The 13,008-nt window shown below is 70.9% G+C and carries 13 protein-coding genes and 1 tRNA gene; 8 read left to right on the top strand and 6 right to left on the bottom strand.

Features of this window, described 5'->3' with window-relative positions:
- Positions 1-117 precede the first annotated feature (117 nt).
- The 6 genes from tmk (at position 118) to ricT (ending at position 6,109) form a co-directional block, all read left to right on the top strand.
- Positions 118-2,337 carry a dTMP kinase gene (gene tmk / locus ABZ671_RS02400; protein WP_357849866.1) on the top strand — a complete coding sequence of 740 codons (2,220 nt, stop codon included), beginning with the start codon at positions 118-120 and terminating at the stop codon, positions 2,335-2,337.
- Positions 2,337-3,572 carry a DNA polymerase III subunit delta' gene (locus ABZ671_RS02395; protein WP_357849863.1) on the top strand — a complete coding sequence of 412 codons (1,236 nt, stop codon included), beginning with the start codon at positions 2,337-2,339 and terminating at the stop codon, positions 3,570-3,572. The genes tmk and ABZ671_RS02395 overlap by 1 nt, the downstream gene beginning before the upstream one ends.
- 122 nt (positions 3,573-3,694) lie before the next feature.
- Entirely contained in the window at positions 3,695-4,024 is a 330-nt protein-coding gene (locus ABZ671_RS02390; protein ID WP_357849860.1) for a YbaB/EbfC family nucleoid-associated protein, read from the top strand.
- A 1-nt stretch (position 4,025) separates the two neighbouring features.
- Positions 4,026-4,331, top strand: coding sequence for a hypothetical protein (locus ABZ671_RS02385; protein WP_357849857.1), 306 nt, complete (start codon positions 4,026-4,028; stop codon positions 4,329-4,331).
- Positions 4,331-4,993 (top strand): hypothetical protein, encoded by a 663-nt coding sequence (locus ABZ671_RS02380; RefSeq protein WP_357849854.1) that lies wholly within the window; start codon positions 4,331-4,333, stop codon positions 4,991-4,993. The genes ABZ671_RS02385 and ABZ671_RS02380 overlap by 1 nt, the downstream gene beginning before the upstream one ends.
- Before the next feature lie 276 nt (positions 4,994-5,269).
- On the top strand, positions 5,270-6,109 hold the full coding sequence (gene ricT / locus ABZ671_RS02375; protein ID WP_357849851.1) for a regulatory iron-sulfur-containing complex subunit RicT: 840 nt from the start codon (positions 5,270-5,272) through the stop codon (positions 6,107-6,109).
- Between the two features lie 120 nt (positions 6,110-6,229).
- On the opposite strand, the gene ABZ671_RS02370 is transcribed toward ricT, so the two are convergent.
- Complete coding sequence (locus ABZ671_RS02370; RefSeq protein WP_357850602.1) at positions 6,230-7,933, bottom strand: metallophosphoesterase; 1,704 nt, start codon at positions 7,931-7,933, stop codon at positions 6,230-6,232.
- A 167-nt stretch (positions 7,934-8,100) separates the two neighbouring features.
- On the opposite strand from ABZ671_RS02370, the gene ABZ671_RS02365 reads away from it, so the two are divergent.
- Positions 8,101-8,174 (top strand) — tRNA-Thr (locus tag ABZ671_RS02365).
- A gap of 17 nt (positions 8,175-8,191) precedes the next feature.
- Here the strand turns inward: ABZ671_RS02365 and ABZ671_RS02360 are convergent.
- Genes ABZ671_RS02360 through ABZ671_RS02350 form a run of 3 tightly spaced genes read right to left on the bottom strand, consistent with a single transcriptional unit; the run spans position 8,192 to position 9,485 of the window.
- Positions 8,192-8,548 carry a tyrosine-type recombinase/integrase gene (locus tag ABZ671_RS02360; protein WP_357849848.1) on the bottom strand — a complete coding sequence of 119 codons (357 nt, stop codon included), beginning with the start codon at positions 8,546-8,548 and terminating at the stop codon, positions 8,192-8,194.
- The gene (locus ABZ671_RS02355) at positions 8,514-9,278 is read right to left on the bottom strand and encodes a hypothetical protein (RefSeq protein WP_357849845.1); all 765 of its coding nucleotides are present in this window, start codon (positions 9,276-9,278) and stop codon (positions 8,514-8,516) included. The genes ABZ671_RS02360 and ABZ671_RS02355 overlap by 35 nt, the downstream gene beginning before the upstream one ends.
- A gap of 45 nt (positions 9,279-9,323) precedes the next feature.
- Positions 9,324-9,485: a helix-turn-helix domain-containing protein gene (locus tag ABZ671_RS02350; RefSeq protein ID WP_357850599.1), complete on the bottom strand. Its 162-nt coding sequence runs from the start codon at positions 9,483-9,485 to the stop codon at positions 9,324-9,326.
- A 27-nt stretch (positions 9,486-9,512) separates the two neighbouring features.
- Here ABZ671_RS02350 and ABZ671_RS02345 point away from each other — a divergent pair, with 27 nt between their 5' ends.
- A complete protein-coding gene (locus ABZ671_RS02345) occupies positions 9,513-9,962 on the top strand; it encodes a hypothetical protein (protein WP_357849843.1) in 450 nt (149 codons plus the stop codon).
- A 452-nt stretch (positions 9,963-10,414) separates the two neighbouring features.
- Here the strand turns inward: ABZ671_RS02345 and ABZ671_RS02340 are convergent, their stop codons facing one another.
- Positions 10,415-11,011 (bottom strand): DUF6346 domain-containing protein, encoded by a 597-nt coding sequence (locus ABZ671_RS02340; protein WP_357849840.1) that lies wholly within the window; start codon positions 11,009-11,011, stop codon positions 10,415-10,417.
- Positions 11,012-11,770: 759 nt separating this feature from the next.
- Positions 11,771-12,976 carry an acyltransferase gene (locus ABZ671_RS02335; RefSeq protein ID WP_357849837.1) on the bottom strand — a complete coding sequence of 402 codons (1,206 nt, stop codon included), beginning with the start codon at positions 12,974-12,976 and terminating at the stop codon, positions 11,771-11,773.
- Positions 12,977-13,008 lie beyond the last annotated feature (32 nt).

Below are 13,008 nucleotides of genomic sequence, written 5' to 3'. Positions count from 1 at the left end.
GAAATACCCTCGCGTCTGTCCGGGCTGCGGCCGGTGGCGCCGGCGGCCTAGGCTCGGCGAGCAGGCGAATGTCGCTCCGGAGGCGGTTCTCGCCGCGACTAGAGTGTTCCACCGGGGATGCCCAGCTCTGGGCCGGCACGTGGAGGTACGGCCATCGAAAGCCAGAACAACGGCGAGTCGTCCGGCGTGTCGTCGTCGGCGGCTCAGGCCGACCGGTCCGGAGCCGCCGCCATCCGCTCGGTGCTGCGCATCCGGCCGTTCCGCCGGCTGTGGATCGTGCTCGGCGTCGCCTCCTTCGGTGACTGGCTCGGCCTGCTCGCCACCTCCGTCTTCGCCGCCGCCCAGGTCGAGGGCGACACCGCCAAGGGCGCGGCCTTCGGCACGGTGATCGCGATCCGGCTGCTTCCGGCGCTTGTGCTCGGCCCGGTGGCCGGCGTCTTCGCCGACCGCTTCGACCGGCGCTGGACGATGGTCATCTGCGACATCCTGCGCTTCGGCCTCTTCGCCTCCATCCCGCTGTACGCGCTCACCGGCGCCAGCGGCGGGCTGGTGGTCGCCTGGGCGGCGGTCGCGACCTTCCTGATCGAGACGGTCACCCTGATGTGGATCCCGGCCAAGGAGGCCGCGGTCCCCAATCTGATCCCGCGCGCCCGGCTCGAGACCGCCAACCAGCTCACCCTCATCACCACGTACGGCATCACCCCGATCGCCGCCGCGATCGTCGCCGCGGTGCTCGACCGCGGCGTGCGCGGGCTGGTCGGGGGCAACCTGTCGTGGGCCGAGCCGGCGCAGCTCGCCCTCTGGCTCAACTCGTTCTCCCGGCTTGCCACCGCCCTGGTCGTCGTCTTCGGGATCAGGGAGATCAGCCAGGCCCGGACCGGCGAGCGCGAGCCCACCGAGCAGAGCATGATGCGCCAGTTCGTCGACGGCTGGCGGTTCATCGGCCAGACTCCGCTGGTCCGCGGTCTGGTGCTCGGCATCTTCGGCGCGTTCGCCGGCGGCGGCATCGTGGTCGGCACGGCCAAGTTCTTCGCCGCCTCGCTCGGCGCCGGTGACGCCGCCTTCTTCCTGCTCTTCGGCGCGATCTTCATCGGGCTGGCGATCGGCATCGGGGCCGGCCCGATGATCGTGCGGGACATGTCCCGGCGGCGCTGGTTCGGCATGAGCATCGTGCTGGCCAGCGCCTCGGTGCTGGTGCTCGCCTTCGCGATCCACCTGTCCATGGCGATTGTCGGCGCGGTCCTGGTCGGCGCGGGCGCCGGCATGGCCTTCCTGGCGGGCACCACCCTGCTCGGCGGCGAGGTCGCCGACGAGGTACGCGGCCGGGTCTTCGCGGTCGTGCAGATCGGCACCCGGCTGGTGCTGATCCTGGCCATCGCGCTGAGCAGCATCCTGGTCGGGGTCGGCGGCTCTCGCCAGCTGCCCATCGCCGACCTGGGCATCTCGGTCTCGTCGACCCGGCTGCTGCTGCTCGCCGCGGGCGTCGCCGGCATCTTCGCCGGGATCAGCGCGTTCCGCCAGATGGACGACAAGAAGGGTGTGCCGGTCCTCGCCGACCTGTGGGGCTCGATCCGGGGCCGCCCGCTGATGCCGGCCGAGCCGTTCGTCTCCAACGGCCTCTTCGTGGTCTTCGAGGGCGGCGAGGGCGCCGGCAAGTCCACCCAACTTGCCGCGCTCGCCGACCGGCTGCGCGGCCAGGGGCGCGACGTCGTGGTCACCCGCGAGCCCGGAGCCACCGCCGTCGGCGAGCGGATCCGCGCGCTGGTGCTGGAGACCAAGGGCGCCGAGGCCCCGTCGCCGCGCGCCGAGGCGCTGCTCTACGCCGCCGACCGGGCGCACCACGTGGCCACCGTCGTCCGGCCGGCACTGGCCCGGGGCGCGGTGGTGATCAGCGACCGGTACGTCGACTCGTCCCTGGCCTACCAGGGGGCCGGTCGTACGCTGCCGGCGGAGGAGGTCTCCTGGCTCTCCTCGTGGGCCACCGGTGGGCTCAAGCCCGACCTGGTGGTGCTCCTCGACGTCGACCCGCGCACCGGCCTGTCCCGGGTCGAGTCCCGCAGCCGGGGCGCCGACCGGCTGGAGGCCGAGTCGATCACGTTCCATGAGCGGGTCCGCTACGCCTTCCTTGACCTGGCCGCTGCCGACCCCAAGCGCTACCTGGTGCTCGACGCCTCCCGGCCGGCCGAGGAGATCGCCGCGGCGGTCGCCCGGCGGGTGGACGAGTTCCTGGTCAACCCGGCCGGCATCGTGCACCCACGCCCGGCCCACGGCCCGGACACCACGGTCCAGCCCGAGTTATCCGAGGCGGAGCTGGTGGCCATGGAGCGCCCCACCTGATGGCGGACGTCTTCGCCGACCTGGTCGGGCAGGACGAGGCCGTCGTGACGCTGCGCCGCGCCGCAGCCTCGGCGGCCGCTCTGCTTCGTGTCGAGTCGACGCCCGGGGTGACCGTCGAGCCGGATGGGCCGGAGGCGGCGGGCGGCCCTGGGGCGGGGATGACCCACGCCTGGATCTTCACCGGGCCGCCGGGCTCCGGCCGGTCCGTGGCCGCGCGGGCCTTCGCCGCCGCGTTGCAGTGCGGGCACGGCACCGGCTGCGGCGCGTGCCCCGGCTGTCACACCACGATGGCCGGCACCCACGCCGACGTCCGGCTGGTGGTGCCCGAGGGGCTTTCCATTCCCGTCAAGGAGATGCGCGCCCTGGTGCTCCGGGCGGCGAGCACCCCGTCCGGCGGGCGTTGGCAGGTCGTCATCATCGAGGATGCCGACCGGCTCGGCGAAAGGGCCGGAAACGCGCTGCTCAAGGCGATCGAGGAGCCGTCGCCGCGTACGGTCTTCCTGCTCTGCGCCCCGTCCACCCACCCGGACGACATCTCAGTGACCATCCGGTCGCGGTGCCGGATCGTGCCGCTGCGGCAGCCGTCGGCCGAGGCCGTCGCCGAGGTGCTCGTACACCGGGACGGCATCGCGCCCGACGTGGCCGGGTGGGCCGCGGCGGCCGCTCAGGGGCATGTGGGCCGGGCGCGGCGGCTGGCCCGCGACCCGGAGGCCCGGCAGCGCCGCGACGCGGTGCTCGCCGTGCCGCGTCGGCTGACCGGGGTGGGCGCGGCGTTCGACGCCGCCGCCGCGCTGATCGAGGCGGCCGAGGCGGAGGCCGCAGCGTCGGTCGCCGAACTGGACGAGGCGGAACGGGCGGCGCTGCAGACGGCGCTCGGCGCGGGCGGCACCGGCAGGGGCGCGGCCGCGGCGATGCGCGGCGCCGCCGGCCAGCTCAAGGACCTGGAGAAGCGGCAGAAATCGCGGGCCACCCGGGCCCAGCGCGACGCCCTCGACCGGGCACTGGTCGACCTCGCCGGCTTCTATCGGGACGCGCTGACCAGCGCGCTGCGGGCACCGGTCGCCCCGGTGCACACCGACACCGCGGCCCTGGCCGAGGCCGGCGGGCAGCGGTGGTCCGCCGAGGGGGCGCTGCGCCGGCTGGAGGCCGTGCTGGAGTGCCGGGTGGCGATCGAGGCGAACGTCAAACCCCGGATCGCGGTGGAGGCGATGATGCTGGCCCTCTGGAAGGGCTAAGCGCCCCGTTCGGCGTTGTCCACAGGGCATCGACAGGTCCGATTGACGTGCGGTACGGTCCGGGGTGCCGCGGTGACGGTGGCGGCACGCTCAGTGATGATCAGCCGGGGAGGAGTTCGCCGATGCCGCGCGGGGAGATCGACGAGGCCTGGATCGAGGAGGCGGTGCGGCGCTACCGGCGCATCGAGACCCTGCAGGCCGAGTTCGACGAGGCGGTCGCGACGGTCGAGGTCACCGTCCGCTCGCCCGACGGGCTCGTCGAGGTGGTGGTGACCGCCGGTGGGCGGATCACCGACGTCCGCTTCCTCGCCCCCCTGCACCAGCGCAACCCCCGGGACGTCGCCAGTTCGGTGCAGGCCGCGGTCACCGCCGCCGCCGACGCCGCACAGTGGGCCCGCGAGAAGCTGCACAACGAGACCTTCGCGGCCTACCGGCCGCTGGCGGGAGCCTGACATGGAGACGCTGCGCGCCCTGGCCACCCGCCTCGACGAGGCCAGCGCCACCCTCGCCACCCTCTCCCGCACGGTGACCGCCACCGATCCGCCGCACCCGGCCTTCGGCGCGCAAGCCGACGGCCGCCCCGGCGAGATCGGCCGCGCCCTGCACCGGCAGTGGACCAGCGCCACCGGCGACCGGGCACGGGAGGCCCACGCCGCGGCCACCCGGCTGGCCGCCGCAGCATCCGCCCTGCGCGACGCCGCCGACCGGTACGCAGCCACCGACGACGCCGCCCGCCACCGGTTCGCCAGGGAGGCCTGATGGACGCCCTGGACCGCCTCGCCGAGCCCGGCCTCGACCTGCTCGCCCGGGTCGACACCCTGCTCGCCGCCGGCGCGCCCGAGGGGCACCGGCTCTGGCCGCTGCTGCGCCGCATGCAGGTGCTGCCCGGCGCGGCCGTGCGGGAGTTCCTCGACCTGCACCCGGCGCCCCTGGTCGATGCCGGCCACGCCGTGCGTCGGCTGGTCCGGGGATACGACGACGCCTGCGCCGTGCTCGCCGATCCGGTCGCCTGGTCCGGGCCGGCCGCGTCGGCGTACGACGAGGCCCGCACCGCTCTGCTCCGCCACCTCGACGAGGGGCCGGAGAGCCTGGTCGGGCGCCTGGAGTCGACCGCCGGTTACGCCGACGCGCTGGCCGACTGGGTGGAGGGGAGCCGGCTCGCCCTGGCCCGAGCGCTGGCCGACGTGCTGCGCTCGGCCGAGGCGGTCACCGTGCACACCACCACCGCTGCGTCCGGTGACGGGCGGGCCGGGGCGCTCGCGGCGGCGGAGATCGGCACCCGGGTGCTCAGCGTGCTCGGCGTGGCGTACGACGGCGCGGAGACGCTGCTGCGCCAGTGGGCACCGAGCCTGGCGGAGACGGCGTGGCGGGAGCGGACGACCGGCGTCCGGACCGCCAACTCGACCATGCGCATCGGCTGAGCTTCGCCGGCGCGTACGCCACGGCGTCGCCGGCAACTGCTCAGCCGGCGACGCCGTGGTCATCCCCTGCACCCCCCGCAGGTCTGCCTCCACTCAACGCGGTCCGGCGTCGTTTGTCGTCCGGCTGGCGCATGATTCAACCGTCCGGGCGAGGACCATCGACACCAGGGGATGGGGGCGACTCGGTCGAGTCGACAACCATGGATCACTGCGCCGGGTGGCCGGACGGCGACGGGTGGCCCGGCCGGAACCGCCCCGGGGTCGTAGTGTGGTGGCATGGGCATGCTCTGTGCGGTCAGTTTCAACCGGTATGGGCGCCTCTACTACCTCGACCCGGGCGAGCTGCGCCCGCAGGTGGGCGACAAGGTGCTGGTGCCCACCGACGAAGGACCCGAGGTGGCCGAGTGCGTCTGGGCCGCACAGTGGGTGACGGAGGACACGGCGGGTTTTCCCCGGCTGGCCGGGCTGGCTCAGGAGGACGACCTGCGCCGCGACGAGCAGCTACGCCGGCGCAAGGCCGACGCGAAGGTCGCCGCCAAGCGGCTCATCCGTGAGCACGGGCTGCCGATGAAGGTGGTGGCCGTTGATCACGTCTTCGGCACGCCGGAGTCCGGCAGCGACCGCACCACGATCTACTTCACCGCGCCGCACCGGGTCGACTTCCGCTCGCTCGTGCGCGACCTGGGGGCCACCCTGCACTGCCGGGTCGAGCTGCGGCAGCTTTCCGCCCGCGACTCGGCGCGGGTGCAGGGTGGGATCGGCTCCTGCGGCCGGGACCTGTGCTGCGCCACCTTCCTGACCGACTTCGAGCCGGTGACCATCCGGATGGCCAAGGACCAGGACCTGCCGCTCAACCCGCTGCGCATCTCCGGCGCGTGTGGCCGGCTGATGTGCTGCCTGAAGTTTGAACATCCGCTGTACCAGCGGTTCCAGGAGTCCGCCCCGGCGATCGGCACCCGAGTCTCCACCGCAGAGGGAGAGGGCAAGGTCGTCGGCCACAGCGTTCCCCGGGATTCGGTCACCGTCCGCCTGGACGCCGACGGCTCCCGCTGCTCGTGCAGCCGCGCCTCCGTCTGCGCCCCTCGCCAAGCCCACGACCAGCACTACACCCCCTGACCCCGCCCTCCCACCCCCGCCCGCACTGCTCCCGTCGATCATGACGTTAGCCGCGAAGTGAATCTCTTCGGGCGCAGCCAACCTCATGACCAACGACGCCCGGGGGGTGGGGGTGAGTGGTCAGTGGAGGGTGATGGGGGGCTCGGCTAGGTGGGGGTGTAGGGGAGTCTGCGGGGTTAGCCAGGAGGCGGTGGGGGACTCGTCGGGGTTGAGCTGCCAGGTGTGGGAGACCTTGTTCAGGGCGATCGGGTAGATCGTCAGGGTGCCGTCGGGGTCGATGCGCATCCTCAGGAAGGACTTCGAGTCCTCGATTCCCTGGGCGGCGAAGAGTTCGTTGACGTTCACCCCGAACGTCCCGGCCACCAGCAGGTAGAGCGCCACCAGTTGGCTGGAGACCAGGCCGATCACCGGCCCGTACACCACGGCGGCCACGGCCAGTGGCAACGGCCACGGCCAGTCGTAGAAGGGCAGCTTCAGCCAGAGCCAGGTGCCCGCGGCGGCCAGTGCGACATGGGCCAGCCCGTGCGATACGCCGAGGATCCAGTGCCGGGTGTGCCGCTTCCCGCCGGCGCTGGGCGGGTTCGCGAAGAACACCGCGCTCAGCATGGTCACCAGGAACATGATCACCAGTGGCACGCTCAACAGCCGTTGTTCGGTGGCACCCACCCGGCCCGCCGTCACCCCGGCCATGGCCAGCATCAGCAGCGTGTGCAGGATGCCCAGCAGAGTGGTGAACCCCGGGTTGCGGAACGGCAACCGGGCGAAGATCCCCCAGCCGTAGCGCCGCGAGCGGGCCTTGTCCGGGAAACGGGCCGTTAGGTCGTACTCGCGGGTGCGACTGGCCCGGCGGGACAGCGTGTCGCGTGGCGGCACCTCCAATCGCTCCGGGAGGGTGTGCGTGGGGTAGAGGTAGGCCCCGCCGCCCCCGCAGGTGATGAGCTGCCGCTCCGGGCCGGCGTAGCGGGCGTAGTGGTGCAGGTCGCCGGAGAGCAGCAGCCGCACCTGCGCCCCCGTGGGGGCGATGATCGTACGGATGAAGTAGTCGAGCGAGTCGTACGCCGTCGGATGGTCGGCGGCCTTGACCCAGGTCGGCTCCGGCACCGCCAGGATCACCTTCGACCGTGGGGTGAGTTTCCGGGCAACCTCGTCGAAGTAGGCGAGCTGCGGGTCGTCCACGTACGACCCGGACTGGTCGTCGAGGGCGAGCAGCCACCAGCCGGCGGGCAGCTCCACCGCGAAGTACGACCGGGACTGGCCGGTGCTCCAGCCGGCGAAGTTCCGGTCCCGGGAGCGGACGAACAGCCGCAGGAAGGCGGTCAGGCCGTCGTACCAGTCGTGGTTGCCGGGCACCGCGAAGATCGTCGGCCGCTCAGGCGGCGCCACCGGCAGCGCGGCCTGGTACGGCCCTTTGCACCGGTCCTCGTACGCCTCGAAGGCCGCCGACGGATAGACCTCGTCGCCCCCCATCACCAGGGTCTGCGCCCGGGGCAGCCGGTGCCCGTCGACCGTCAGCTCCGGCTGGGCGAGCAGGTAGGCCACCGAGTACGTCGCGTCGAAGCCGTCGCCCAGGTCGGCCACGTAATCCAGCCAGAGGCCGCCGTCCGGCCCGACCTGCCGGAACGTCCCGTCGCCGAACGCGTTCTGCAACTCCCGCTTGTCCAGGTACGCCCCGAACAGCATCGCCAGCAGGGTACGCAGGCCGGTGCTGATCAGCAGCAGCGGCGCCAGCCAGGGCACCGGCTTGCGCGGGGTGAAACCCAGCTCCAACGGGTCCAGGCTGCGCGGCCGGCGGCCGGCCCGCTCGCCGGGGTGCGCCTCGGGGATCGGCTGCGGTGGCGGTGCGTGCTCGTCGCTCACCCCTCGCACGGTAGCCGGGCCCGAATGTGAGCGCTGTCCGGCAAACGACCGAACTCGGCCTCGATGTCCGGTCTGGTGAGGCGGGGGATCCCGTTCGGCTCCAGGCGGGGTGTGGCGTACACTTGGCGATCGTTGCCGCCTTAGCTCAGTCGGCTAGAGCGACGCACTCGTAATGCGTAGGTCGACGGTTCGATTCCGTCAGGCGGCTCGGTGAAGAAGCCCAGGTCAACGGCCTGGGCTTCGCCGTTTTCCGAGGTCGACCACGCTGCCGCCGACCGTGCCGGTCCGCAAATAGTCCGCATGCCGCGCGGCGACCGCCTCGTCCAGCCGGTTGGCAACGGCGTCCAGGTCGTCACCGAACAGGCCCGCGTACACGTCCAGCGTCATCGATGCCGTGGCGTGCCCGAGCATCCGCTGCACCGCCTTGACGTTGGCACCAGCGGCCACGGCCAGGCTCGCCGCAGTGTGCCGCAGGTCGTGCGGAGTCAGCCCGGCCAGCCCGACCGACGCCGCCGCCGGCGCGAAGATCCGCGACCGGAAGTTGGTGTTACGCAGCGGCCCACCGTTCGGCGCGGTGAACACCAGCTCGTCCCGGCCCTTCTCCCGCGACGTGCGCGGCCATCTCGTCGACGAGGAAACGCGGGATCGGCACCGACCGGCGGCGCTGGTGATTCTTCGGCGTCCCCTCGACCAGCTCCCCGCCGACCTCCGCGAACGCGACCGCCACTGTCACCCGACGCCGCAGCAGATCCAGCCGCGACACCCGCAGCGCCGACGCCTCACCCCACCGCAGACCCGTGTAGGCCAGGAACCGCACCAGCAGTCCGTAGCGCCCGCAGGCATCCGCAAGCCTCGCCACCTGGTCGTGGTCGAGGAACACCGGCTCTTCCTTGACCACGCGAGGCAGCCGGATGCCAACTGCCGGGTTCCGGGACATGCGGCCATCCCGCACGGCATGGGCCAGGACCAGCGACAGCACCCGGTGCGCGTATCGGACAGTTGCCGGGGCGAGGCCGGACGCAGTGAGCCGCTGCACCCAGGCCGCTACCTCCGCGTACGAGACTGCCGAAAGCGGGATGTCCTCCCAGGTCGGGAGAATCTGCCGCCGTAGCGCCAGCTCATACCGTGCCCGAGTCGACGGCTTGAGCTGCACCTGAGCCCTCATCCACTGCGCCGCCCAGGCACCAACGGTCACCCGCGCCCGAGCCGGGTCGATCCAGTCGCCCCGAGAGATTGCCGCCTTGGCCGACGCCTCCCACCGCTCCGCCCGACTTCCGGTCGAAGTGCCGAGCGATCTCCTTCCCGGACGCATCCCGGACCCGAGCCCGCCACTTCCGATTGGGTCGCTTCTCGACGCTCACCGGCTACCCGCCTGCTTCGCGAACCAGGACCGCACGTCCGCCGGGTCGTAACGCAGATGCCGACCGACCCGAGACGCACGCGGCCCGATTCGGCGGTATCGCCACCGGTAGAGTGCTGGTAGCGAGAGACGAGGATGCCCCGTTGGGTGATGGCGCAGGGCACTCCTTGCTGCCACCCTGCTTCTATGTCGATCATGGGACAAGAACGTCTTGCCGGGGTGGCCAAGACTCGGCGTGCGCGGGTGTCGATAGCGCTCGCAGTCATCGCCGCAGTCATCGCCGGGCTCGGTGGCTATTGGATCGGGTTGTCGCGTGAGCGGCATTCGGCGACCGCAGTGGTGTTGACGGGGACGGTCACGTGGTCGAACAAGGAGACGCGACTGATCGCGTTCGAGACGGATGGCGTCGTGCGCAAGTCGAACGACGGGGACACGATCTACTCCGTGCTTACAGACCATTGGCAGGACGCCGCAGGGACGATTCGCTCAGATAGCACCTATCCGACCTGTCTAGGTGGGGAGAGCGGCGACGCGGTTTCCATGGACCATCACCGTGCCGAGTTGACCGTCATTGACTGGGACACTGGTGGCGCCCAGTGGGTGCATGTCGCGGTCCAAGTCCGCTGTTTGGGCTGACCGCTCATTGGCGCGTCGCAAGTGGCGTTGGTCGCGCTCGTCTGGCCGCGACCAGCGCGCTGAGGTGTCGCAGATCAGTTGGCGGGCGACGGTCGCGCATCAGTCGACGGAGGACAGCAGGTCACCGGATAACGTTGCCGAATTGCGCTCTATCAGATCAAGGCGGCCCGCAAGCGGGCCGCGCCGGCCCGGCCCCGGCCTGCTGGCGACCTCCGGCCGGCATCGGCCGGGCCGGCCGGCCACGCTTGGGGACGACCAGGACTTTGAAGACCTCGGGGCGCTGCCCCGAACCCCGGCCCTCCTCAGAGATGCCGCCGCGGATCACCTCGCCGGACACCACAAGGGCTACCAGCCTCCCCGGACGGGGCCAAGGTCGTCCGGTAGGGCGCTCCATCTTGTCCCCGTCCGGGGAGGCTGGACGGTCTGGCGACTGCCCGACGAGGAGATCCGCTCTACCCGGAATTTGACTTCCGCCGGTTGATCCAGGCGAAATACCGGGGAACTCCGAGGATCGCCCGGAGCAGGGAAACGCCGGCAGCCATCAATGCAAGGATTGTGGCCGTAACTCTCACCATGCCGACCACTGACACGGCGATGCCCCACAGCAGCCAGGTGGGTCGACCGTAGTGGCACTCGGTATTATTGGCACCGAAGCATGCTTCACGGAACTCGACCGGCCTTCCCCGGTCATCGGGCGTGACGACTGAGTGACCTACCGCCGTTTCGACGGCGCGGCCGTCTCTCATCCGGACCGTTACGTCGCACTCCCACCAGTAGCCGAAGCCATTACTGCTGACTGGCCCAGCCTGTTCGCACTGCCGCACCGTCGCTGTTGCCGGCTGCTCCCGGGGAGAAGGCTTCACGACGCCGGTTCCCGGATAGAACGCTGCGAGGGTGGTGAGGAGCAGGTTGACCACGATCATCGCGGCAAGCACGGCGATCCCCGTCAACAGCTCGCGCAGCCGCCCCCAGATCGGCCCACGTCGTAGATAGGCGGCGCTCTGTTCCCGCTGCAATTTCTCGTGGAAGTACTGCTTGGCGTCGCTCACATGCACTCCCCGTAGCGGGCCCGTCAAGTGTTCGGGCTCGATCGTCGGGCCGTCATCGTAGAAGGGCTGTCAATGAATCCCAGCGGTGCGCATCCAGTCCGCAAGAAGGCGACGGACGGCGGGGGTGCTGTGAAGTGCCGGGAGGCCTCTCCGCTGCTAGAACCGTGTCTGCCTAGGGGATTGGGGGGTGGACAACTTGATCTCATAACCCGTCGGTCACTGCTCTCGCCTGACGTCTGCCGCCGGGCCATCCGTGGGCCACAAGGTGGTGTCACGGGAGGCCAAACGGGGCCGCAGTGGGCCAGGCAGACCGCGTTGGCCGACAATGACCGCATGTGGAAGCGATCGCGCCTCCGGGGACACGGCGACTGCCCGGACTGCGGCCATGACTGGCGCGAGCACATCCCGCCTGCGCCCTGCAGTGAGTGCCAGTACGAGATCGAGCACGGGGAGCCCGGCGCTCCCGCCGTTCCGTGCATGAGTCAGCCCTCCCCGCCTCAGTCCTCATTCAGTCCTCAAGAGGTCGACCCCTGACCACGGTTGGTGAGAGATGCCGAGAGTCTTTTCCGCAGGTCATCGGCCAAGTCGCGAGGTAGGCGCAGGTGGCCAACTTGATCTCGCAATGCGTAGGTCGACGGTTCGATTCCGTCAGGCGGCTCCAGCACGATAAAGGCCCTGTGAGCAGGCGAAACGTCAAGATCACTGGGCCCTTCTCGTTGCCGCGAAGATCAGCGCTGGGGCGGAACAGGTGGCGCGCCCTTAAATCGCCGCGGCCGTCACCGGCTCAGGCGCCGCCGGAACCACCCGGCCCCCGCCCGACTGCCCCGCCCCGTCGCCGCCCGTTGATGCACCACCATCGGAAGCCCTGCGGCGGCGGCCGGTCAGCAGCCGCATCATTGGCAACTCCACAACGTGATGCAGCACCATCGCCGCGACCAGCGCGAAGCAGAACGTAGCCAGAACCAGCACCCCGGCGGCCACCGACGGCCGATGAGGGTGATCATCGCCGAACGTGTGCCGCACCGCGTACAGGCAGATCTCGTGAACCATGTAGAACGCGAACGACACCTCACCCAGGTACACCAGCCGCCGCGCTCGCCAAATCGACCGTGACCCCCGCACATCCGCCAGAGCACACGCCGGCAGCAGAAGCGAGTAACCCACCACCGTGCAAGCCGCGTCCCGGGCCAGCCCGTACTCCTCCGTCAGGAACGCCGCCACGGCCATCCCGCCGAGAATCACCACGATGCTGACCGTCATGCCAGGACCACGCCACCAGCCGCTCCGCACCAGCAGCGCAAGGCACATGCCGAGCAGGAACTCGACCATCCGCACCGGCGGCAGGTGGTACACGACGAAATGCTCGGACCAGCCGAACGGCTCGTCGAACACCTTGATGCCGAAGGGCAGAACTGCGACGAACAGGATTGACGCTCCCGTGATGGCCCACCAGGCGGCCGGTCGCAGTCGCCGCAGCCCCGCGTAGAGGAGCGGGAAGCACAGGTAGAAGAACGCCTCGCAGCTCAGCGACCACGACGGAGCGTTGAACGAGTACCAGATGTCGCCCTGCTCGGGTGGCCAGGAGTGCAGCAGCGTCAGGTTGTAGAACATCCGCTCGAAGTCGATGACCTCCATGCCCCGCCAGGACAGGAGGAGGCAGGCGATCAGGAATGTGGCGAAGTGGTTCGGGTAGATCTTGGAGAAGCGGCGCCACCAGAATCGGCTGGCGGTGTCCGTCGGTCGCACGGACCAGGCCAGAACGAAGCCCGACAGGATGTAGAAGAACGACACCCCGGACCGACCGGCGGCCAGGAGCGAGTTCAACGCCTGCTGTGCGCGGCTGTCGGCGATGAAGAAGTTGCTTTCGCTCTGGATGTGCAGGCAGAAGATCATCAGGGCTGCGATCCACCATCGGGGCGTGGCCAGGGGGCTCGACGGGCTTCGACCGTTCGGCGGTGGCGTCACCGGCTCTCCTCCGGCACACTTCGTTCGCCCGC

This window comes from Micromonospora sp. NPDC006766 (assembly GCF_040636055.1).
Classification (GTDB): Bacteria; Actinomycetota; Actinomycetes; order Mycobacteriales; family Micromonosporaceae; genus Micromonospora.
Note: the sequence above shows the minus strand (reverse complement) of the source record. Positions and strands in the feature narration are given on the sequence as shown.